The organism is Robertkochia sediminum (assembly GCF_016786255.1).
Lineage (GTDB): Bacteria > Bacteroidota > Bacteroidia > Flavobacteriales > Flavobacteriaceae > Robertkochia > Robertkochia sediminum.
Genome location: NZ_JADMKT010000080.1, coordinates 289,478 through 313,072 on the forward strand (window position 1 = coordinate 289,478; position 23,595 = coordinate 313,072).

The 23,595-nt window shown below is 47.3% G+C and carries 12 protein-coding genes; 6 read left to right on the forward strand and 6 right to left on the reverse strand.

Going from position 1 to position 23,595, the window contains the following annotated elements; genetic code table 11:
- Positions 1-6 precede the first annotated feature (6 nt).
- The 6 genes from IS446_RS14500 to IS446_RS14525 all read right to left on the reverse strand — a co-directional run bounded on the left by IS446_RS14500 (position 7) and on the right by IS446_RS14525 (position 13,486).
- On the reverse strand, positions 7-3,102 hold the full coding sequence (locus tag IS446_RS14500) for a SusC/RagA family TonB-linked outer membrane protein (protein ID WP_203061476.1): 3,096 nt from the start codon (positions 3,100-3,102) through the stop codon (positions 7-9).
- 237 nt (positions 3,103-3,339) lie between these two features.
- Entirely contained in the window at positions 3,340-4,056 is a 717-nt protein-coding gene (locus tag IS446_RS14505; RefSeq protein ID WP_203061477.1) for a fibronectin type III domain-containing protein, read from the reverse strand.
- Positions 4,053-7,382 (reverse strand): alpha-amylase family glycosyl hydrolase, encoded by a 3,330-nt coding sequence (locus IS446_RS14510; protein ID WP_235996516.1) that lies wholly within the window; start codon positions 7,380-7,382, stop codon positions 4,053-4,055. Before IS446_RS14510 ends, IS446_RS14505 begins: the two co-directional genes overlap by 4 nt.
- Positions 7,383-7,505: 123 nt before the next feature.
- Entirely contained in the window at positions 7,506-8,888 is a 1,383-nt protein-coding gene (locus IS446_RS14515) for a SusF/SusE family outer membrane protein (protein WP_203061479.1), read from the reverse strand.
- A gap of 12 nt (positions 8,889-8,900) precedes the next feature.
- Positions 8,901-10,514 carry a RagB/SusD family nutrient uptake outer membrane protein gene (locus tag IS446_RS14520; protein ID WP_203061480.1) on the reverse strand — a complete coding sequence of 538 codons (1,614 nt, stop codon included), beginning with the start codon at positions 10,512-10,514 and terminating at the stop codon, positions 8,901-8,903.
- An 11-nt stretch (positions 10,515-10,525) separates the two neighbouring features.
- On the reverse strand, positions 10,526-13,486 hold the full coding sequence (locus tag IS446_RS14525; RefSeq protein WP_203061481.1) for a SusC/RagA family TonB-linked outer membrane protein: 2,961 nt from the start codon (positions 13,484-13,486) through the stop codon (positions 10,526-10,528).
- 217 nt (positions 13,487-13,703) lie between these two features.
- Between IS446_RS14525 and IS446_RS14530 the strand changes: the two genes are divergently transcribed.
- From IS446_RS14530 to IS446_RS14555, 6 genes are all read left to right on the forward strand, one after another.
- Positions 13,704-14,741: a LacI family DNA-binding transcriptional regulator gene (locus tag IS446_RS14530; protein ID WP_203061482.1), complete on the forward strand. Its 1,038-nt coding sequence runs from the start codon at positions 13,704-13,706 to the stop codon at positions 14,739-14,741.
- Positions 14,742-14,930: 189 nt separating this feature from the next.
- The gene (locus tag IS446_RS14535; protein WP_203061483.1) at positions 14,931-16,457 is read left to right on the forward strand and encodes an MFS transporter; all 1,527 of its coding nucleotides are present in this window, start codon (positions 14,931-14,933) and stop codon (positions 16,455-16,457) included.
- A gap of 30 nt (positions 16,458-16,487) precedes the next feature.
- The gene (pgmB, locus tag IS446_RS14540; protein ID WP_203061484.1) at positions 16,488-17,144 is read left to right on the forward strand and encodes a beta-phosphoglucomutase; all 657 of its coding nucleotides are present in this window, start codon (positions 16,488-16,490) and stop codon (positions 17,142-17,144) included.
- Positions 17,141-19,447, forward strand: a complete 2,307-nt coding sequence (locus IS446_RS14545) for a glycoside hydrolase family 65 protein (RefSeq protein ID WP_203061485.1) — start codon at positions 17,141-17,143, stop codon at positions 19,445-19,447. The genes pgmB and IS446_RS14545 overlap by 4 nt, the downstream gene beginning before the upstream one ends.
- A gap of 11 nt (positions 19,448-19,458) precedes the next feature.
- The gene (locus IS446_RS14550; RefSeq protein ID WP_203061486.1) at positions 19,459-21,294 is read left to right on the forward strand and encodes a glycoside hydrolase family 13 protein; all 1,836 of its coding nucleotides are present in this window, start codon (positions 19,459-19,461) and stop codon (positions 21,292-21,294) included.
- A gap of 8 nt (positions 21,295-21,302) precedes the next feature.
- Positions 21,303-23,594 (forward strand): alpha-amylase family glycosyl hydrolase, encoded by a 2,292-nt coding sequence (locus IS446_RS14555; RefSeq protein WP_203061487.1) that lies wholly within the window; start codon positions 21,303-21,305, stop codon positions 23,592-23,594.
- The last annotated feature ends 1 nt before the right edge of the window (position 23,595 follow it).

Sequence of the window (23,595 nt, forward strand, 5' to 3'; positions counted from 1 at the left end):
ACTTTTTTAAAATGTTGCACTTAAACCAACAGTAATGGTTCTTGGTCTAGGGAAACTTGAATAGTCGATCCCAAGAGAAGGAACGTTGTTCAAGCTTTTGTCTACGTTAACCTCCGGATCGAGACCACTGTAAGGAGTGATCACAAAGAGGTTCTGTCCGGTCACTGAGAGTCTCATGCTGTCAAAAGACCCTTCTCCGCTAAGCGGTACATCGTAGGCCAGACTAAGGGTCTGCAACCTGGTGAAATCACCGCTCTCCAGGAATCTTGTAGATACGTCAGGAGCATTCGCTGGCGATTCTCCGTTGGTTAACACGTCTGAAGTTACGTTTTTTCCTCCATTTATAATACCAGCGGTGAAGAAAGCGTTGGCGGTGTTGTTGTAAATATACTGTCCGTACTGTCCGGTAATGAAGGCGTCAAGACTCCATCTCTTGTATGAGAAAGAGGTATTGAATCCCATGGTGATATCCGGCAGCGCTGACTTACCTACCAACTGCTGTACATCACCATCAGGATAGATCGAGATACCATTCTCGTCAAATCCTCCGAATTCTCTCAGGTAGTAAGAGAAAAGCGGTGCATTGTTTGTAAGGATCTGAGCAAAAGCACCTGTGAGTCCGTTACCGTTAACCTCACCGGTGTTGATCGCTATTCCTCCAAGGTCTTCAACCATGTTCTCGTTATATGCGATGTTGAATCCGGCAGTCCAGAAGGTGTTTTCTGTAGAGATCACATCGTAGTTGATGGCAAATTCGATACCCTTATTGATCACGTTAGCGTCCAGGTTGCTAAAGTTAAAGTCCTGTGGCGATGGAGCCGCAGTCTCTGTTCTCAGCAGGAGGTCGGTCGTATTCTTGTAGTACAGGTCAACAGAACCGTTAAGTCTGTTTAGTCCAAGACCAAAGTCAAGACCGATGTTGTACTGTGTAGTGGTTTCCCACTTCAGGTCGTCTTCAGGAAGTGATTGTAGTGCAAGACCGGGAACTACGATGTTTCCGTTGTTCTGGATCCCAACACCTCCAAAGCGCTCACGGAACAGGTAGTTACCATACCCCAGTCCGTCCTGGTTACCGGTTCTACCCCAACCAAGTCTTAACTTCAGGTTAGAGAAGGCATCGCCCATAAAATCTTCTTCGTGGATCTTCCATGCTACCGCAGCAGATGGGAAGTAACCGTATTTGTTGTTTGGTCCGAAACGGGTAGATCCGTCCGCACGAAGGGTAGCAGTAACAATGTATTTGTCTGCAATGGTATAATTCACCCTTCCGAAGAACGACTGGAGCTCATCGGTGAAATCAAAGCGATCGTATGCAGAAGAAACGATCGGAATGCCTCCAGGTCTTGATACCGTAGGGTCTGTGTCTGAGAATAGTCTGTTCACCGCGAGCTGATCCAGGTCCGGAGAATTGATGATCTGTTGGAAGTCACCATCAACTGCACCCAGCATAAGGTCTCTGGTTTCGTAAAGGGCATCTCTCATGTCTCCGTGGTCTGCAGAACCATATCCAAACCCAAGAGTGGTGGCTCCGTAACGCTGGAAGCTCTGGTAAGAATAACCTACTAAGGCTTCGAGGGCAGAATTATCGAATTCCTTGTTATAAGAAAGGGTAGCGTCAAGAAGGTTGTTCTTCTGGTTCACCTCGTTAAGTGCACCTCTACCATTTCCGATCGTACCGTTGTTAAACCCTACAACGTCTTTGGTCAGGGTTTGGTTACGATCAGACTTAGAGAAGTCGTATCCAAAGATCACTTTGGCTTTAAGGTTTTCTACGATCTCGTACTCAGCAGAAGCATTTAAAAGTACTCTGTTGGTATTGGCTAGATCCTGGTATTCTGTAAGCAGGTTTGCAGGGTTAAGCTCGGCACCACCCGGATCGAAGGTAGGATCGTTAGGGTAAGTCGGGTTCGCAAAATATGCGGCACCAAGAATATCACCCTGAGAACCGGCATTTCTGGTTACCAGTGGAGACTCGTCGTTCACTCTTGAAAGTGTTCCGTTGAAGTCGATCTTTAATTTATCGTCCATAAAGCGCTGAGAAAGGTTTAATCTTCCTGTGATACGCTCCTGAGATGAGTTTTCAATAACTCCGAATTGCTTTTGATATCCGAAAGACGTACGAACGTTACCGGATCCCCAGTTGTTTGAATAAGCAATGTCGGCAATAGGAGACATGGCGTTACGGGTAACTACCTGCTGCCAGTCGGTGTTGCTCCCAAAATCAAGTCCGGAAGGATCGTTTCCGTACTGTGCGATCCCGGCCAGGTAACCATCGCGGTCCAGAAGGTCAAAATCGTTGGCCGGTGTGGCATGAGCAACGTTGGCATTCACTTCCCAACGTCCGCCTGCTCCGGCTTTACCGCCTTTAGTGGTAATAAGTACCACCCCGTTCGCCCCACGAGAACCGTAGATCGCTGTAGCCGATGCATCCTTAAGGATAGAGATGCTTTCGATATCATTAGGGTTAAGGAAGTTCAACGGGTTTCTTGCTGAAGTAGCTCCAACCCCTACATCGGTACCACCACTCTGGCTGTCGTCTGCTGCAAGTGGCACACCATCAACCACGAAAAGCGGGTTGTTGTTGGAACGTACAGAGGCCGTACCACGAATACGGATGTTTACTCCCGCTCCTGGCTCACCACTGGTTTGGGTGATCTGTACCCCGGCGGTCTTACCTTGTATTAATTGTTCAGGGGATGAGATAACCCCTTTTTGGAAGTCGTCTGAAGATACTACATCTACAGCACCGGTCGCATCTTGTACGGCTTGCGTACCGTAACCGATAACAACCACCTCACCCAGTGCCTGGGCATTTTCTTCGAGGGTTACACTAATGTTGGATCTTCCGTTAACCGGAACCTCCTGGGTAACAAATCCGACGTAACTAAACACCAGTACCCCGTCTGAAGGTACGTTCTCGAGGGTGTAGTTCCCGTCAAAATCGGTTTGTGTACCAATGGTAGTGCCTTTTACCAGGACATTAGCTCCCGGCAGCGGCCCGCTGGCATCTGAAACCGTACCACTTACAGTTTGAGCTTGGGTAAAGGCAAAACACATAAATGCCCCCAAAAGCATCAAGCTTTTAAGTAAATTACTTTTCATACAGTTAAATTTAAAGTTCAAATAGTTAGTTGAAAATACGTAACGGCTTGTGCTACTGGTGTTTGTGGAACAAGCGTGAAACGCATTGCTTGCCAATATAGTAAAATTCTAACAGTATATTAAGAAAATTTAACGTTTGAGGTAGAAAAAAGAAGGGCTTTTCGTAATGAAAAGCCCTTCTGTTTATGAATTTGTTAATAAGTCTTGCCTGTCAGGCAAATTATAGCCTATGTCCCTCTAGTTGGTTTTAAAGGAATATACGGACGAACGCGAGGTGTTACCTTCCTGGTCGGTCGTTACCACACTCCAGTAATAGGTGGTGGCAGGTTGCAGGGAGGTTTCAAAACGAGTTTCGGACAGGTTAGCTGCAAGCGATTCGGTTTTCCCATCGGTGGTGTCTGCGAAAAGCTCGTAGGTAAGCACATTGCTGTCAGGGTCGTCCCCATTCCAGGTAAATATGATTCCCGATGCATTGGTTGTACTTCCTGAAGCAGGTTCCAGTAATTCGGCAGGGAAGGGGGCGTAATTGGTCACGCCTTCTCCTGCGAGATAGAACTTCCACGTCTCTGAAGTAGCCTCAGCGGTGGTGTTATTCCCCAGGGATTTTACATACCACGAATAGGGTGTTGCTCGTTCAAGGGAAACTGCAATGTCTACCGTAGGAGCGGGATACCTCTGGATCACATTTGTTTCGAGGTTGGTAACCACCAGTTCGTATTTGTCGGCATTTTCTGCCGGGTTCCATGAAAAGGGTACCTCACTCATGCTTGGTGAAATAACGGTGCCGTCAAAACACACCTCATTATTTACCGGAAAGGAGAGTTCAGCAGCTACGGGATCCGGTACCGGAGGAGGTGTGGTATCGTCAGACGAACTTCCTCCACAGGAAGCGATCAGCATGAATGCCGAGGCAAAGGTGATCCCGGCGAGGAACTTTATTATTGACTTTTTCATTTTTTCATGATTTTTAGCGTTTTACTCAGGCCTTCTCCTTTTAATTGCAGGAGATAGGTGCCGGGAACCAGTTGGGTAACATCGATCCTTGCGGTAGCACTAGTGTTGCCGTTCAGGGAGCCTTGAGTTACGAGGCGTCCTTGCAGGTCGTACAGGCTGTAATTGGCCTGTGTTCCCGAAGGGAGGGCTACTGAAACATGGTCGCGCGCAGGGTTCGGATAGGCCATGGCGGTCTCGCCAATAAAGATGCGTTCCTTGTATTCGCCCTGGCACGGTGTTGCGGTTTTAACGCTTACTTCATTCCATCCTTCCTTTAGCGGTAGTTTATACGTTGCTTCGCTGGTCTCATAGGTGAAGCCATTAAGGGTGATCAGGTAGCGATCACTTCCGCTGAGATCGAGGTTCATACTTCTTGCAGCCGTATTCACCTTACTGTAAACAGAAAGGGGTTCTGGTGCTCCCAGTTCTACTTCAAAACACTGCTCAAAATCGTCTTCTCCTGCTACGGTAAAACACACTTGATAACGTCCTGCTTCGAGGTCTCCGACGTTCCAGGAAGTACCGTTGAAGGCGTCACTGAAAGTATACGCTGTTCCGGTAACGGTCACTTCGTAATTATGGGTTTCAAGGGTAGTTACTGCGATGCTTCCGTCATTACTGTCCGGGCAACTTTCTCCTTTGGATGCAAGGCTGAAGTTGTCTGCCGGCAGGGTGAAGATCTCACAACCCGTAAGGTCAACTGTAGCGCCAAGAGGGGTGTCCGGACAAAGGTCTTCTGTATCGGCTACTCCATCGTGATCCTGGTCCGGGATGTTATTATCCGGGAATAAGGCAGACGGATTATTAGCGAAGAGTCTGAACTCGCCGGGAGCAAGTGTAATGGTCTGGTCTAAGCTGGCCACCACGTACTTCTTATTTTCTTTAAGCACTTCGTACCATGGTCCGATCGCTGAGAAATCCACAGTGGTGGTCACTTCAGATAAGGCGAAGTTTGCGATCACGGTGACATGCGAAATAGCTCCTTCTCCCGCATTGGGGTCGTAGAGATCGATCTTTTTAATGGCGCTTCCGTTACCAACGTCCATGGTGAAGTCTGTCGTTTCAAAGATCGGCTCCCCGGTTCTGAGTTTGATCAGGTCGCTCCAGCTGTCGTAGATAGCCTTTCTTTCGGCTACATCAAAATACTGCCAGAGAATGGGTTTGTTTCCTGTTCTTCCGTTCTCATCGATACTGATATCGTATCCCAGTTCTCCGAACTGCCAGATCATTTTAGGTCCGGGAACGGTAAAAAATACGGCTCCGGCAGCAGGCATCCTGCTTAATGCGGTGTTCAGGTCGGTGACATTGTACCCGCCTTCACCATTACCGAATTGGAGGTTTTTGAACATCAGGCGCTCTTCATCGTGACTTTCCATATACGAAACCGCCGAAGGTTGTTTAAAGCCTTTGGCCTTCCAGGAAACTCCTGAAAAGTCTGAGGTCGCATTATAACCCATGGTAGCCTCGTTGTAAGGTCCGGTCATCTTATTCCAAAGCATAATGCCTTTTCCCTCTTCAGCACGGTAATCGGCCCATTGCTCTTCTTCTTGCAAGCCTCCGAGGTGTTCGAAGATCACGTAGAAGTCGTCATCGACAGCCCATTGGGTATCGGCGTATTCCTTGAGATAGGCGATACGGTCGGCCTGGGTGCTGTTGGTACACCCCTGGTCGGCATCACTACAATTCTGGGTAAATCCTTTGGTAAGGTCCCAACGGAAACCGTCTACCTTATACTCTTCGATCCAGTATTCCAGGGTGCGGTTTACGTAGTCTCTGGTGAATTCTGAAGAGTGGTCAAAGTCGTTAAATACACTGTAGCTGTGGGTGGCCTGGGTATTAAAGAAAGGGTTTTCTTCTGAAGGCGCTCCACTTGGGGTGCCGTTGGTCTGGTTCCACAGTCGTACGTATGGATGTTGTCCCGTTGCGTGGTTGTACACCACATCAATGATCACGGCCATACCTCTGGCGTGGCAGGCATCGATGAATTGTTTAAAAGCTTCCGGTGTTCCGTAGTATTTATCGAGCGCCATATGGAAAGCAGGGTTGTACCCCCAGCTTTCGTTACCGTCAAATTCATTTACGGGCATAAGCTCAATGGCATTGATCCCAAGCGTTTCCAGGTAGTCCAATCGCGCTTCTACTGCTGCAAAGCTGTGTAGCTCATCAAAATCCCTGATAAGCAATTCATAGATCACCAGGTCGGTCTTTGCCGGTGGGGTAAACCCGGTAGTGGCAGCAGACCAATTGTATGGTGCATCACCTGTGCGAAGCAGGGTTACCGCCTCGGTGGTGGCTTCAGGATAGGCCGGAAGTCCCGGATAGGTGGTCTCATCGATGAACTGATCGTTAAAGGGATCCAGGATGGTGGTCGAGTAGGGGTCGGCCACATTGATGCTCAGGTCTACCAGGTACTGGAAACTGTAATTCTCACCGGGGGTGAGTCCTGTAAGTTCCAGCCAGAAGGTATCTTCACCTGGCACTTTTTTCATCAGGTAGTCGTCATTGATCTCCCAGTTGTTAAAGCTACCGATCACGTGTGCAAAGCTTTTTCCCGGGGCAAAGAGTACCAGGGTGGCCCTGGTGTTGTCTGCCGGATCGTAGTTGATACCATTCACCAGACCGGTGGGAAGGGCTTCCTCTACCACATTCGGCGGAATGATGTAGGTAAAGCTCTCACTCAGGGTTTCGGTGCCATTGGTGGCCTCCAGGGTGAAATTGGTCGTTTCGTTGATCGTTGTTATATACGTGTACGTATCGGTTCCACTTTGGGTGTCTACCTGGGTGCCGTTGGCGGTCAGGGTAAAGGTCGAATTTTCTGAAGTTACGGCTTCGATAGTTGCTGTTTCACCTGCAGTAACCTGTATGGTAGGACTGGTTGGATTGGTAAGTGTTAACTGGTAACCACCAACTTTGAACTCGAAATCCTGGGTCTTCTTGTCCCCGGTTCCGTCTTTAGCCTTGGCTAGAAAACCGATATTACCTATGCCTGTGGCGCCGTAAAAAGTAGCTGGTGTAAGGGTGTAGCTAAATGAACCGTCGCCGTTGTCGGTCATTTTATGAGATTCATCAGAGTTGGTCCAGGCACCATTGCTGTCTACACCAATATCATTGCTGTTATTCGTGTCGCTCTCCAGGTTGTACCAGGTCCAGAAATACACATCGGTAACACCCCATGCTGCGGGGTCGATCCCGGAGATGGTAATGGTGATCTCCGTGTTCTCATCAAAGGTCGGAGGGTCAATGCTTGCCGTAGCATTTTGCACCTGGGCAAAAAGCGTGGCGGGCATGACGCATAGTATTAATAATTGTAAAAATTTCTTCATAAAACATTTAATATAAAATAAGGGAGGGCTTTTGCCTTGCGGCAAAAACCCTCCCTTTGGTACTTATATGGATTTTGAATAGATCATTTATTCGAAACCGTAAAGTGTGTAGGTAGGAGCACTGCTGTCTGTAAAGTCTACCATTACTCGGTATGTACCGGCAGTAGTAGCGATGTTGTCTCCATCAAGATCGAGGATTCCGTCAACTCCGGTATCACCGTAGTTCACTCCCCAGTCGTTGTTCACACGGAACTTCATTTCTCCATCGAGAAGCATTACTCCGTCTGCGTAGAAGATACCAGGCTGGATCTCGGTAAGGGCAGCATCAGGACCAGCACCTCCCCAGTCGTTGAAGGCAGAACCAACAACACCGTAGGTCGTTGTCTCAGCAACAGCGATTGTGTTGTTATTAAGGTCAAGGGTGATCAGGTAGTGTCCTGCAGCAACCGGAATATTATCTTCAGTGATGTTTCCTTCAGCATCTGCACCGTAGTTTACAGCCCAGTCATTGTTTACACGAAGCTTCATTTCACCTTCCATAAGCTGAACGCCTGCCTTGAAGGTATCTGTAGTATAGTCGTAGTAAAGTGGCGCATCAGGACCAGCACCTCCCCAGTCGTTGTAAGCAGAACCAACAACACCAATTGTAAATGGCTCGATGGTGTAAGCACCAGAGTTGGTGTCAAGGGTTACTTTGTAACGACCTGCTTCTGCGATCGCGATATTGTCTCCGTCAGGATCAGTGATCCCGTCTGCTCCTGTATCTCCGAGGTTGTTACCCCAGTCGTTGTTCTCACGGAATTTCATTTCACCTGCATTCAGGTAAACATATCCGAAGAGCACTCCGCTACCGTCATCATACATCGGAAGGTCAGGATAAGCGCCCCAGTTGTTAGCCGCTGAACCTACAACACCCCATGAAGCGATAGAGATACCGCTTCCGGCACCTGTTTCTTCGATCATGGTAATGGTCATTGCAGCGATCTCAGAAATGGTGTTCACACCATTTACAGCACCTTCATCACCAACAAAGGCTTTTACGCGGAAGTAAACTTCCCCGGTATTGTTAGGCTCTCCGTCAGGACCTGAGGTAGTCGGGTCTGAATCCAGTCCAAGCGCTTCTGCCATCGCCATCAGGTCTTTTACCTTAACAGCCTGGTTGTTCTCAGAAACAGCACCAGAATTGTAGTCTTCTGTCGAGAAGTCGGCATTTACCGAACCTTCAAGGGCGTATTGCACAGGAGTTGGTGCTCCAAAGTCAGGAGTACTCCATACAAAGCGCTCTGCCACGTTGGCATTGGTTTGAGAAGAAATGAGGTATTCCGTCTCAAGGGTGTTGGTAAACACGAGGGTGTCTACAGGAGCCACCGCAGTGATCTCCAGGTAGTCTTCATTATCACAAGCAGTGAATCCTAATCCCGCAGCAGCTGCCAGGGCGAATAACTTTATGTTTCTAACTATTTTTTTCATTGTTAATAGATTTTAGTAACCAGGATTTTGAGTTAAGTTAGGGTTGATGTTTAGTACGTTAACAGGTAATGGGAAGATCTTACGGAAGTCTTCTACTCCTGTTCCGTTCTGTGTACCTCCTTTGAAAGGCCATACATAGCTGGAAGAAGTAAATTGTCCGTAACGGATCAGGTCGGTTCTTCTTAAACCTTCCCACTGTAATTCTCTTGATCTTTCATCCAGGACGAACTGAGGGGTAAGGTCGCCTTGAGTGATCGTTGGCGCACCGGCACGAGTTCTTAGTTCGTTAATAAGACCGGTTGCTGTAGCCAGGCTACCTCCACCACCTTTTACGGCTGCTTCGGCATAGTTCAGGTACACTTCGGCCAAACGAATAAGTGGTACGTCACAGTCGGCATGCTCACCTGAGATATCGTTTCCTGGCTCACCATTGATCTTCAGGTTGCGGAATTTGATGAATCCGTATCCGTCTTCAAAAGTGTTTAGCAAAGTTTGGATCTCGTAGTTATGACCTTCAGTAAAGAAGTTAGCACGACCATCTCTCCATGCGATCGGGAATCCGTCTGCGTCACTTCCTGTAATGGCGTAATCAAATTTTTCTACCATACTTTTGGTAGTTCTGTAACCACCCCATGCTCCGTTAACTCCTAACAGTTTTTGAAGGTCTCCCCAGTTTCCTGAAGCCGTAGATTTTACCAGGAAGGTAGCTCCTGAATACGCCTGCGACTGGATACCGTCGTAGTTGAGCACGAAAATAAATTCGTTCTGGGCACCATTGCTGTCGTTATCGGCAAGGAAGAGTTCGTCGTATGCGTTCCCGTTGTTGTTGCCATCGGTAGTGTTCAGGGTGTAACCGCTGTTGATCACTTCTTCTGCATACATCAAGGCGTCTGCATAACGGTCTTCTCCGATAAATACTTCAGCGTTCAGGTACATTCTTGAAAGCAGCGCCTGAGCAGCTACTCGGTCTACTCTTGAATATTCATTACCGCGGGCAGCAGGAAGAAGATCGATGATCTCTTTCAGCTCCGTTTCGATAAATGGGAAGATCTCTGCACGGTTACTTTGTGTAGGTAACTCGGTGCTGATCTCTGTTACCAGAGGAACGTTCGCATAGAGGTCCATCAGGTTGTAATACGCATAGGCTCTGATGAATCTGGCCTCTGCGATCATAGAGCTGGCTTCTTCAGCTTCAAGCTGTCCGGCCAGAGAAATAAATGAGTTGCTGAAACTCACTACCTGAGCCAATCTGTAGTACATGGCTTCTGCGTAATCGTTTCCTGCATCCCATGTCATGAGCTGAAGGCCCGGAAGGGCAGGGTCAGACCATGCGTTTACCAGGTGGTCTGTAGTAAGCTCGTTCATGTTGAAGAGCATACGGGTGAATCCGAAAGATCCTTCGTCAAATCCTGAGATATCAGGTTGTCCGGCAGGTCCCTGCTGACCGGTTAGGGCCAGGGAAGCATATACTTTAGCCAAGGCCGATTTGGCCTCGTCTACATTCTGATACACATCGACCTCAGTAAAAAGGTCCGGATCGATAGGTGTTTGGTCCAGGTCACTGTGACAAGCCGTCATCATACTTCCGGCTATCAAGCTTAAGACTAAATATTTTATCCTTTTCATGTCCTGTAAGATTAAAAGTTAAGATCTAACCCAAGTACAAATACTCTCGGACGTGGGTAGAAGTTATTGTCAATACCTCCGGTAATTTCCGGGTCTAGTCCGCTGTAGTTAGAGATCACCAACAGGTTGTTGGCAGCTCCGTATACACGGAATGGGTTTCCAAAGAACGCATCTTGGAAGGTGTAACCAAGGGTTACGTTATCCAATCTGAAGAATGAAGCATTCTCAATATAATAATCACTAATGAGATTTCGCTCTGTAAATTGCTGAAATCCTGTAGTTAAGATCGCTGAGTGTGTATTTGTAAGAATTTCATTCTGGAATACATTGTTCACAGCAGATTGACTCGCTACGTTATTGTAAACATAGTTTCCAACATTTGCACGTGATACTGCCTGGAAGTCCCAGTTCTTGTAGTTGATGCTGGTACTAAGACCCATGATCACATTCGCGTAAGGATCTTTGTAGAAATAGCGGTCGTCCGGAGTGATCTGTCCGTCTCCGTTGATATCGGCAACAGCACCTTCGATCGGATTTCCGTTTTCGTCGTAGATCTGCTTGTATACGAAGAAGCTGAAAGGAGCAAGTCCTTCCTGGTGACGTTGGATGGTGTTACCGGTTCCTCCGGAGATCCCTCCTACATCCTGGGTGTCAGGAAGTCTGGTGATGGTATTCTCGTTGAATGCTACGTTGTAGTTGATCGTCCAACGGAAATCTTCAGTTTCTACCGGAGTAACTCCGAGTTCGATCTCGATACCTTTGTTCTCCATATCTCCGATGTTCGCAGGGATGGTATTACCAAAGTTGGTAAATGGGTCAACCACGGTGTTGGCGATAAGGTCGTTGGTCTTTTTAATGTACGCGTTCACAGATCCGTTCACACGGCTGTTGAGGATCGCGAAATCCAGACCGGCATTCCAGGTACTACCCACCTCCCATTTCAGGTCTGCGTTGATAGGCTCCGGACGGTACGTTTGGTAGAACTGCGTTCCGAACTGGTACAGTGCGGTATTAGTACTACCTACATAACGGGTAAGGAAGTTGTAGTCTCCGAGTCCGTTTACGTTACCTACTTCCCCGTAACCAATACGTAGTTTCAATTGATCAAAGAAGTTTCCGCTCATGAAGTCTTCGTTGTGGATGTTCCATGCAGCAGCCGCCGATGGGAAGTATCCCCAGCGATCGTCAGGATTCAGTTTAGACGAGGCATCTGCACGAAGCGAAGCTTTAAGGATGTATTTGTTGTTGATGTCGTATTTCACCCTTCCGAAGTAAGAAAGGAGTACGTTTCTCGACTTGTCGATGAATTGCTGGTTAATAGAAGCTTCTTCATTAAGAGAACCATCTTCATTAAGGATTCTCTCAGTGTTCATAGAGCTATTGTCAAATTCGAACTTTTGGTACGAATAACCTGCAACAGCCTCGAGGTTGTCGTTTCCGAAATCTTTGTTATACGTAAGGTAAGCATCGAACAAGGAGTTGATAGCTTCCTGAGTATAGTCATTTCTCGAACCGTCAAATCCGGTTCTTGAAGTAGGAATGTTAGCAGCAGTTTGGCTAAACCCTTCACTACTTGAGTAATCGTAACCTGCGTTGATGGTAGCGGTAAGTCCGTTTACGAAAGGCAGTTTGTAATCTGCTTTGAAGTTCCCTACAAAACGATCTACAGTAGCCTGGTCTTTTACAAGGTCAAGAAGTGCGATCGGGTTGGTAGGAGCAAGGTTTGCTTGTTGCGTACCATCTGCGTTAAGGTAAGAGGTATAACCAAAGTCAACTCCGTTCTCGTCTGTAAAGGCGAAGTATGGAGAGTTTCTGTCGTATACCGCTTGTGTTGGGTCAAAAGAGTTTGCAGAACCGATAGCACCGCGATTGGCGAATCTGTTCTCTGTACGCGATACTCTGGCGTTGAATTCCAGGATCAGGTCGTCTTCGAGTAGTCTCGGACGAAGGTTGAAAGATCCGGTCATACGCTCCATGTTATCTCCTTTAAGGATACCTCCCTGATCGGTGTAACCTACAGAAGCACGGAAAGGAACGTTAAAGATACCTCCCTGGGCACTAACTGTGTGGTCACCACCAAAAGCAGTTTGGTAGATAAGGTCCTGCCAATCTGTAGAAGCATTTCCTAAACGAGCGATATCTTCTTCATCTCCGAATGTATTCACAACATTTCTGAACTCATCGGCTGTTAGTACGTCAACCTGGTTTACAGGCTCGTAAACAGAAGTGATCCCATTGTATGAAAGTTTAAGTTCTCCGGCCTTACCTTTTTTAGTGGTGATCAGGATCACCCCGTTTGCCGCACGCGAACCGTAGATCGAAGTTGCAGATGCATCCTTCAATACACTCATCGATTCAATATCGTTAGGGTTAATTAGGTTAAGCGGGTTACGCGAACCTCCAACACCACCATCGTTCAACGGCACACCGTCTACTACGAATAGCGGATTAGAGTTAAGGCTAAGGGAGCTGATACCACGAATAAGAACGTTAGATCCTTCCCCGGGAGCACCACTACCTGTGGTGATCGAAACCCCTGCAACCTTACCTTGGATAAGTTGCTGAGCAGAAACGATAGGTCCCTGGTTGAAGTCTTCTGTGGTAACCACGTCTACGGCATCAGTGGCTTCTTCCTTAGTAACAGTACCATAACCAATAACAACCACTTCTCCCAGCTGTTGCGCATCTTCGGCAAGTGCTACTTGAATAGGTTGTCCGTTTACGGTAACTTCCTGGGTGATAAATCCGATGTATGAAATAACCAATATTTCACCTGTACTGGCCTCGATGTTAAAATTACCATCAAAATCAGTAGCAGTACCTCGGGTCGTACCCTTTACGATCACATTCACTCCTGGTAAGGGAGTTCCTGTGGCCTGTTCCACTACTACACCACTCACAGTGTCCTGTGCCTGGGCGATGAGCCCGAAAAGCAGGAGGAACGCGGCGATGTATCTTTGCATTGTCTTCATAAGTAGTTAAATAATTAATGTTATTACTATGTTATGCTAGTACTTCTCGAGGGTAAAATTAGCTAAAGGGAGGGTTCAGAAAACGTTTGCGTTACGAAAACGTTAACGAAAACGTTTTCGTGTTAATAACTTCTAAACCCTTAAAAATTAACAAAATCAAGTGGATTTTTTATGAAAGATTGATAAAAATCATAGTCTGGTTTGTTAAATTCGCAACATGAAGAGAAAGATGACCCTCAAACAGATCGCAAAAGAGCTCGATGTTTCGGTGTCTACGGTTTCTAAAGCCCTGAAAGACAGTAAGGAAATAAGTCAGGACACCCGGGATAAGGTGCAGGCCTTTGCCAAGCTCTATAATTACCGGCCGAATAACATAGCGATAAGCCTCAAAAACCGCCAATCTCGAAACATTGGGGTGATCATTCCGGATATAGTTCATCATTTCTTTACCCAGGTCATCAGTGGGATCGAAAACATAGCCAATGCCAATGGGTATAATGTGATCGTGTGTCTGTCTAACGAGAGTTTTGAGCGGGAAGTGCTTAATATGGAGGCCCTTGCCCAGGGGAGTACCGACGGATTCATTATGTCGCTGGCCAAGGAAACCCAGGAAAAAGGTGATTATCATCACCTTAGAGAAGTGGTTAATATGGGAATGCCCCTGGTGATGTTCGATCGTGTGGCCGATGAGATCTACTGCGACAAGGTGGTGATCGATGATGCTCAGGCCGCGTATAATGCGGTGAACCAGATGATTGGGTCGGGTTGCAGGAAGATCGCCATTATTAGTACTCACGATCACGTAAGCGTTGGGAAATTACGAACGCTTGGGTATATGAATGCCCTTAGAGATGCCGGAATTGAACTCAACGAAAACCTTGTAGTAAAAGTTGATGGAGAGGAAGCGTGCGCCGAAGCTGCTCGTAAATTACTTAAGTATCAGGTGGTTGATGGTATCTTTGCTGTAAACGAACTCTATGCGATCATCGCTATGCAGGAAGCTCATAAACGGGAGTTTCGAATCCCTGAAGATATTTCGGTAGTGGGCTTTACAGATGGGATCCTTTCCAAGTATTCCAATCCGCCATTGACCACTGTCGTACAACACGGTTTCGAGATCGGCGAAATGACGGCAAAAATGCTTATTGATAAACTTGAGGGACGGGAGCCTGAAGACCACTACAGAACCGAGGTGATAAAGACCACGATCGAGCTCCGGGAGTCGACCCGAAACGAGGCTACTACAACGTTATAGTACTGATAATGCGATACATAGCAAAACATTTTTTGCGATGGTTTTCGCATATTTTTTCCTGACTCGGACGGGAGATTGTTGAAAAACTCCTATCTTTGGAGCTCGAAACTTATGCTTCTACTTCTCACCTTTTTATAAGTTTCGATAAGTGAGCGCACTTATCGTAGTCGAACTCAATTACTTACGATAATGAAGAAGCGTAGTTTAAGCTTCTTAGAGATCTGGAACATGAGTTTCGGTTTTCTCGGAATTCAGATGGGTTTTGCCCTTCAGAATGCGAATGTTAGCCGAATTTTTCAGACCCTGGGAGCAGAGATAGAAGATATACCCATTCTCTGGGTAGCAGCCCCCTTAACCGGGCTTATTGTACAACCCATCATTGGATACTTTAGTGACCGGACGTGGACGCGCCTCGGAAGGCGTCGCCCGTATTTTCTGGTAGGAGCCATTTTGGCCTCCATGGCACTCTTCGTGATGCCAAATTCACCGGTATTGTGGTTTGCGGCAGGAATGCTGTGGATCATGGATGCCTCGATCAACGTGTCTATGGAGCCTTTCAGGGCTTTTGTAGGCGACAACCTGCCCAACAGGCAGCGTACTATGGGCTTTGCCATGCAGAGTTTCTTTATCGGGATCGGAGCCTATGTGGCTTCGAAATTGCCTAATATCCTCACCTATTTCGGAGTTGCCAATACGGCCGCAGAGGGGGTGATCCCCGATTCTGTGAAGTTTTCTTTTTATATAGGAGGTGCGGCATTCCTGATCACGGTATTGTGGACGGTTTTTACCTCTAAGGAATATTCTCCCGAAGAACTGGCGGCTTTTGAAAGCCAGGAGGAAGAATATCATGAAGATGAGAGATCGCCTTCGTGGTATGCGAAGAACGGGAAGCAACACCAAACCGTGGGAACCATAGCCCTTGCTATAGGGGTGTTATTTTCTTATCTCATCTACTTCTTCGATCTGAAGAAAGACCTTTATGTCTTATCTCTTGGGATGATCGGACTTGGCGGACTCGCCCTGGTGATCTCAGGATATTTACAAACCCGCGGTCGTCATGAAAATGGTTTTGTAACCATCATGAACGATTTTCAGTCCATGCCTAAGGTGATGAAACAACTGGCATGGGTGCAATTCTTTTCCTGGTTTGCCTTGTTCTCGATGTGGATCTATACCACCGGCGCAGTGACTGAGCATATTTACGGTACTACAGACACCACATCTGAACTGTACAATACCGGTGCCAACCAGGTGGGGGAAATGTTTGCTAACTACAACATCATTGCTGCAGCAGTAGCTTTTCTGCTTCCTTTGCTAGCCAAAAAGACCAGTAGGAAATTCACCCACTTTTTAGCCTTATTGCTTGGAGGAGCGGGACTGATATGGATTTTCTTCGTAAAAGACCCTACCTTTGTGAACCTCGAACTACTACCTATGATCGGGGTTGGTATTGCATGGGCCAGTATCTTATCTGTGCCATATGCCATGCTTTCAGGAGCCCTGCCATCTTCTAAGATGGGGTATTACATGGGAGTATTCAACTTCTTTATTGTGATCCCGCAGTTGGTGGCTGCTTCGATCCTCGGATTCCTGGTCGCTACATTCTTTGACAGCCGACCTGTCTATGCCCTGCTTATTGGAGGATTTTCCATGATACTTGCCGGACTACTTTCGCTTAAGGTCGACGATAACGAACAAACAGAACTTGAGGGTTAAACACCAGGACCCGTTTAAAACTATTAGTATATGAAAGGATTTATATTTGATCTTGACGGTGTGATCGTAGATACGGCACGCTTTCATTTTCTGGCGTGGAAGAAGACTGCTGATGAACTGGGTTTTGCACTGACCCCAGAGCTTAACGAACAGCTTAAGGGGGTGAGTCGTGTAGACTCCCTCAAGAAGATCCTGGAGTGGGCCGGAAAAGAGATCGAACAGGACTATTTTGAACGCCTCATGACCGAAAAAAATGAGGACTACCTCACCTATGTGGAGCGCATGACCGCTGCAGATATTCTTCCCGGGGTAGAGGACTTCTTAAGAGCATTAAAAGAACAAGGGCATCCCGTAGCCCTGGGGTCGGCCAGTAAAAATGCGCCGCTCATCCTTGAAAAAACGGGATTGATAAGCCTCTTCGATACCATCGTAGACGGTAATAGCGTAAAAAAGGCAAAACCCGATCCGGAGGTTTTCCTTGTAGCTGCAGAACAACTCGGAGTACCCACCGGGGAGTGTGTGGTATTTGAAGATAGTGAAGCCGGAGTAACCGCTGCCAACAATGCAGGGATGGTCTCGATAGGACTGGGAAGTCCTGAAAACCTGGGGCATGCCGATCATGTTTACAGCGACTTTACAGAGTTTACTCCGGAGTTTATTGTTAATCTACAACCTAAAAGAAAATGAATCAGGATTATATCAAACCAAGCGCATGGTCTTTAATTGAAGAAGGCTTTGAAGCAGATCGCGTAAAATCGTCCGAAAGTCTGTTCAGTATTGGAAACGGGGCTATGGGACAACGCGCCAATTTTGAAGAACACTACAGTGGCCCTACCTTCCAGGGAAGTTATATCGCCGGGGTGTATTACCCCGATAAGACCCGTGTGGGTTGGTGGAAGAACGGTTACCCGGAATATTTTGCCAAAGTGCTTAATGCTCCGAACTGGATCGGGATAGATGTTAAGGTAAACGGAGAGCAACTCGACCTTAATACCTGTAAGCAGATCTCAGACTACCGCCGCGAACTCAATATGAAAGAAGGATGGTACCAGCGTAGTTTTAAGGCGACCTTGCCTAACGATATGCAGATCGAGGTTTGCGCCACGCGCTTCCTGAGTCTTGATATCGACGAGATCGGAGCAATTAAATACGAAGTAACGCCACTTAACGGTCCCGCAGAGATCGTCTTTACACCTTATGTGGATGGTGGGATCACCAATGAAGATTCTAACTGGGATGATAAGTTCTGGGATATCAAAGGTGCCGGAGTAGAGAACGGATTCGGATTCGTAGAGTCGATGACCATGAAAACCGAATACCATGTGTGTACCGGAATGCGTGCTGCACTTTTCGTAGACGACAAGAAGCGTGAGGCGAAGCCCGGATCTGATATCACCAGCAATAAAGCATGTATGTCCTATACCGTTGAGGTGGAGGCGAACAGCACTGCTGCCCTGGTAAAAATGGCCGGATATGTCACCTCTATGAATCATGAGGTAAAAGACCTTCGCAAGGTTTCTGAAGCGCAGATCGATAAGGCTATGGAACTCGGCTTTGAGAAGCTTAAGGAGATGCAGGCTGCCAGCTGGGCTGCGATCTGGGATATGGCCGATATTACCATTGAAGGCGATGTGAAAGCACAGCAAGGTATCCGTTTTAATATCTTCCAGCTCAACCAGACCTATTTAGGTAAGGATGCCCGACTCAATATCGGGCCAAAAGGATTTACCGGTGAGAAGTACGGAGGTAGTACCTACTGGGATACAGAGGCCTATTGTTTACCATTCTATATGGCGACCAAAGATGCCGGAGTGGCCAGAAACCTGCTGAAGTATCGTTACAATCACCTGGAAAAAGCGATCGAGAATGCAGAGAAGCTCGGCTTTAAGAACGGCGCTGCCCTCTACCCGATGGTAACTATGAACGGGGAAGAATGTCATAATGAATGGGAGATCACCTTCGAGGAGATCCACCGTAACGGAGCCATCTCATTTGCCATCTTTAATTATGTTCGCTATACCGGCGACTACAGTTATGTGCCGGAAATGGGACTGGAAGTGCTTATCGGGATCGCCAGATTCTGGCATCAGCGCGCCAATTACTCGGCCGCTAAGGATAAATATGTGATCCTTGGTGTTACCGGGCCCAACGAGTACGAGAACAATATCAATAACAACTTCTACACCAACTACATTGCGAAGTGGTGTATCGACTATGCCAAGGAGCAGATCGATAAGGTGAAAACCGATTACGGAACAGACTACGCCCGCATCATGGCCAAAACTAAACTTACCGATGCTGAGCTTAGCGAATGGATGAAGGTCGCCGATAATATGTATTTCCCTTATTCGGAAGAGCATGGGGTATACCTGCAGCAAGACGGATTCCTGGATAAGGAAATGATCAAGGTAGAAGACCTGAATAAGGCCGAACGCCCGATCAACCAGTTCTGGTCATGGGATCGTATTCTGCGATCGCCATATATCAAACAGGCAGATACCCTGCAAGGGTTCTACTTCTTTGAAGATCACTTTACGAAGGAGGAGCTTGAGAAGCACTTTGACTTTTACGAGCCATTTACCGTACACGAATCTTCTTTATCGCCTTGTGTGCACTCTATTCAGGCTGCCGTGCTCGGTCGAATGGACCAGGCCTATACCTTCTATCTGAGAACATCAAGGCTTGACCTTGACGACTATAACAAGGAGGTGCACGAAGGACTGCATATTACCTCTATGGCCGGTACCTGGATGAGTATTGTTGAAGGCTTTGGAGGTATGCGTATCAAGGATGATATGATCTCCCTTGAGCCTCGTATTCCTTCACAGTGGGAAGGATACTCCTTTAAGGTGAACTTCAGGGATACCATCCTTAAGGTTAACGTAGCCCAAAGAGGTACAACGGTAACCATCGAAAAAGGGGAAGCCATTTCACTTAAAGTGAATGGTGAAACCGTGGAGGTTGCACCTGATAAAGCGATAACCGTTTAAGCAGTTGTCCTATGAGACGTTTAATAACCTATACCTTTTTAATGTTGTGGGTAGGCATGGCCTACTCACAACAACTAAGGGTTGAGCCGCCAAACTGGTGGGCCGGAATGCTTCACGACGAAGTAGAGCTCATGATCTACGGCAAAGAGATCTCAACCCTCGAACCAGTATCGGATGATCTTGAAATACTATCTGTAAGACGTACCGATAATCCGAACTACCTTTTTGTGACCATATCCACAGCAGGAAAGACACCCGGGAGTTATGCCCTGGAACTTCAGAAAAAAGGAAGAACAAAGATGGAGGTCGCCTATGACCTTCTGGAAAGAAGAGCTGATTCTGAGAACCGTAAAGGCTTTGATTCTTCAGACCTGATCTACCTGATCATGCCCGATCGTTTCGCCAATGGCGATACAGATAACGACAGCAGCCCTGACCTGATCGAAAAGGCCGACCGTTCCCTTCCCGGAGGAAGACATGGAGGCGATATTCAGGGGGTTATAGATCACCTGGATTACCTTCAGGAACTTGGAGCTACCGCACTTTGGAGTACTCCTTTGTGCCAGGATAACGACAGTACTTATTCCTACCATACCTATGCGCAAAGCGATGTCTATCATATCGATGCCCGTTATGGTAGCAATGAAGACTATCGTCGTCTGGCGCAGGAACTTCATAAGCGCGACATGAAGTTGATCATGGATTACGTGACCAATCACTGGGGGATGCTACACTGGATGATCAAAGACCTTCCGGAATACGACTGGATCCACCAGTTTCCGGGATATGGTCAGACCAATTATCGCATGACCACCCAAATGGACCCGAATGCTTCTGCCATCGATACCCGTTATAACGAAGACGGATGGTTCGTAAAGACCATGCCCGACCTGAACCAGCGGAACCCGGCTACCCTGAAGTACCTTATTCAGAATGCCATCTGGTGGATCGAATATGCCGATCTCGACGGCTTTCGTGTAGATACCTATTCCTATGGAAATAAAGAAGGGATGGCGGCCTGGACCAAAGCCATTATGGATGAGTACCCTAACTTCAACATTGTAGGAGAGGTCTGGATGCACGACCAGGCGCAAATGGCCTATTGGCAAAAAGACAGTAAGGTCGGTGCCATTCAAGGCTTTAATTCGCACCTGCCGTCGGTAATGGATTTCACCCTTCACGATGCGATCTCAGATGCCTTTAAAGAAGAGGCTTCCTGGGATAAAGGACTCATTGAGGTGTATGAGAATTTCACCAATGATTTCCTGTATCCTGATATCGATAACATCATGGTGTTCGCAGAGAACCACGATACCTCCCGTATTAATGAGCTGTATCCTGAATTACAGGATTATAAGCTTATTATGACGCTCATGGCGACGGTTCGAGGGATCCCGCAGATCTACTATGGTAGTGAGATCGGTATGAAGGGCGATAAGGCTCAGGGTGATGCTGATATTCGCAGGGACTTTCCCGGCGGATGGGAAGGGGATACGCAAAATGCTTTTGAAGCATCGGGGCGTACCGCAGAGCAAGCTGCCTATTTTGATTTTAGTAAAACACTTTTTAACTGGAGAAAAACGGCCACTGCAATACACAAAGGAAAAACCGTACACTTTGTTCCACAAGATGAAGTATACGTGTATTTCCGCATTTTGGGAGAGCAACGTATTATGGTGGTGTTGAATAACAATGATGATCCTGTTACCCTTGATCTTGCGCGCTTTGCTGAGATACTTGAAGGGGTGCCTGCAGGGGAGGAGGTGCTTACCTCGCAGCCCGTAGAACTTTCAGGGGGTACGCTGGAAGTTGCCGGAAAGACGCCAATGATCATCGAACTTAAATAAGACCCATTATGAAACGACTACATTCGGCCTTTGGCCTCTTGTTGTTAGGAACCCTGCTCACCGGATGTAAGCAGGAACCAACAACGCATAAATATTCAGTGATCGAACCGCTGGCGAGCCCGGTATACCTGGCTCCCGATAACAATGAGATCCTGTTGCAGGATTATTTTACCGACCCATCGGTGATCGATTCTGTTGCAAGCGGAAACGGTTTTGAAGTACAGTGGAATAAAGAACAAGGGACCCTGGAAATTGTTCAGGGACAGGGAATGAAGCCTGTGACCAATCTGAAGGTCTATACCCATGGTGGTGTAGAGAATGATATCCCCGTGTTCAAGAGTACGGCACAACAGGTGATGTTCACCTTACCCGATGCGAATAAGGATTATAAGCAACCTATGGTGAAGGGTGCTTTTAACGGATGGGTGCCTGAGCGCTCCCTGATGCACTGGAAAGACGGCGTCTGGTCTTACACGGCTGTTTTCTATCCCGGCGATCACCAATATCTTTTTGTGGTAGACGGGAAGGAGATGAACGACCCAACCAATCCGGTTAAACAGCCTAACGGATTTGGAGGTTTCAATTCCATCCTTTCAGTTGGAGAAACTGCCGAAAAGCCGTTAGTGACCTTTGGTGCCATAGAGGGGAACACCCTGACCTTAAACGCTGATCAGCCGCTTAGCGGACTCGTTGCTTATCTTGGGAATCAGCGTATTTCTGAAGGTAATGTAACCGTGAACGGCGCTACGGCTACCATCTCCTTGCCGGGGTATGCGCCGGAAGGACGCAGCTTTGTTAGGGTGTATCCTTACAGTGAGGCCGGAACCGGAAACGACCTGCTCATTCCTTTGGAGAGCGGACAGGTAGTTACCGATGCTTCTCAGTTGGAGCGTACCGACTTCCACAGCCAGGTGATGTATTTCTTAATGGTTGACCGTTTTCGCGATGGAGATCCATCGAACACCAAAAAAGTGGATAATGATACTATCCTGCCTATTGCCAATTACTTTGGAGGCGACCTGCAGGGGGTAGTAGATAAGATCGATGACGGGTACTTTGAATCCCTGGGGATCAATACCATCTGGTTATCACCAATTACTCAAAATACCGAAGGTGCTTATGGCCTTTGGAAAGATCCATATACCCGTTTCTCCGGATATCACGGTTACTGGCCTATTTCTAATACGAAGGTCGATCACCGCTTTGGTACCGATGAGGTTTTGGAAACACTGATCGAAAAAGCTCACGCCAATAATATGAACGTGATCCTGGACTACGTTGCCAACCACGTGCATAAGGAACACCCCTTATACCAGGAGCATCCTGAGTGGGCAACAGACCTTTACCTGCCGGACGGAACCATGAATACTGAAAGATGGGACGACCAGCGTTTTACCACCTGGTTTGATACACATTTACCAACCCTGGATTTTTCGAAACCTGAGGTGGTAGAAAAAATGACCGATTCTGCAGCCTACTGGGTAACCCGCTTCGATCTTGACGGATTCCGTCACGATGCCACCAAGCACATTCAGGAATCGTTCTGGAGGACACTTACTCACAAAGTGAGAAGCCGTACCGATCGTCCGATATACCAGATCGGGGAGACCTATGGTAGCTACGACCTGATAAGAGGGTATGTAAATACGGGAATGCTTGATGCTCAGTTCGATTTTAACCTGTACGACGCTTCTGTGATCGCATTCGCACAGCCGGAAGCCGATTTCAACAATCTCGCCAGAGCAGTAGAGCAAGGTATGGAGTACTACGGAAGTCACCACCTTATGGGGAATATCTCCGGAAACCAGGATCGTGCCCGTTTTATTAGTTATGCCTCCGGCGATGTGAGCTTTAATGAAGATGCTAAAGCGGCAGGTTGGCAGCGCGATATCGAGATCTCAGATTCTACAGCCTATAAAAAGCTCGAAATGCTTCATGCTTTTAATATGGTGGTGCCAGGGGTGCCTACCATTTATTACGCCGATGAATACGGTGTGCCCGGTGGTAATGATCCGGATAACAGAAGACAGATGAAGTTCGAAGGTCTGGATACTGCAGAGCAAAACCTCAGAGCCAAGGTGAGTGCCCTGGTGAATATGAGAAGAGATCATATGGCCCTGATCTACGGAGATACCGAGATCGAATTGCCCAATGCAAAGGTGATGGCTATTAAACGTACCTACCTTAACGACGAGGTAATCGTGGTGTTCAATAAGTCTGAAGAGACTTTTAGCGGAGAAGTGTTTGGTATGACCTTAGAAGTTCCGGCACTTGACTATACCATCGTAATTAAAGAATAAC

Excerpts from the sequence above, each read along its gene's own strand:
- IS446_RS14500 (WP_203061476.1), bottom strand. The coding sequence starts at position 3,102 with ATGAAAAGTAATTTACTTAAAAGCTTGATGCTTTTGGGGGCATTTATG.
- IS446_RS14505 (WP_203061477.1), bottom strand. The coding sequence starts at position 4,056 with ATGAAAAAGTCAATAATAAAGTTCCTCGCCGGGATCACCTTTGCCTCG.
- IS446_RS14510 (WP_235996516.1), bottom strand. The coding sequence starts at position 7,382 with ATGCCCGCCACGCTTTTTGCCCAGGTGCAAAATGCTACGGCAAGCATT.
- IS446_RS14515 (WP_203061479.1), bottom strand. The coding sequence starts at position 8,888 with ATGAAAAAAATAGTTAGAAACATAAAGTTATTCGCCCTGGCAGCTGCT.
- IS446_RS14520 (WP_203061480.1), bottom strand. The coding sequence starts at position 10,514 with ATGAAAAGGATAAAATATTTAGTCTTAAGCTTGATAGCCGGAAGTATG.
- IS446_RS14525 (WP_203061481.1), bottom strand. The coding sequence starts at position 13,486 with ATGAAGACAATGCAAAGATACATCGCCGCGTTCCTCCTGCTTTTCGGG.
- IS446_RS14530 (WP_203061482.1), top strand. The coding sequence starts at position 13,704 with ATGAAGAGAAAGATGACCCTCAAACAGATCGCAAAAGAGCTCGATGTT.
- IS446_RS14535 (WP_203061483.1), top strand. The coding sequence starts at position 14,931 with ATGAAGAAGCGTAGTTTAAGCTTCTTAGAGATCTGGAACATGAGTTTC.
- pgmB (WP_203061484.1), top strand. The coding sequence starts at position 16,488 with ATGAAAGGATTTATATTTGATCTTGACGGTGTGATCGTAGATACGGCA.
- IS446_RS14545 (WP_203061485.1), top strand. The coding sequence starts at position 17,141 with ATGAATCAGGATTATATCAAACCAAGCGCATGGTCTTTAATTGAAGAA.
- IS446_RS14550 (WP_203061486.1), top strand. The coding sequence starts at position 19,459 with ATGAGACGTTTAATAACCTATACCTTTTTAATGTTGTGGGTAGGCATG.
- IS446_RS14555 (WP_203061487.1), top strand. The coding sequence starts at position 21,303 with ATGAAACGACTACATTCGGCCTTTGGCCTCTTGTTGTTAGGAACCCTG.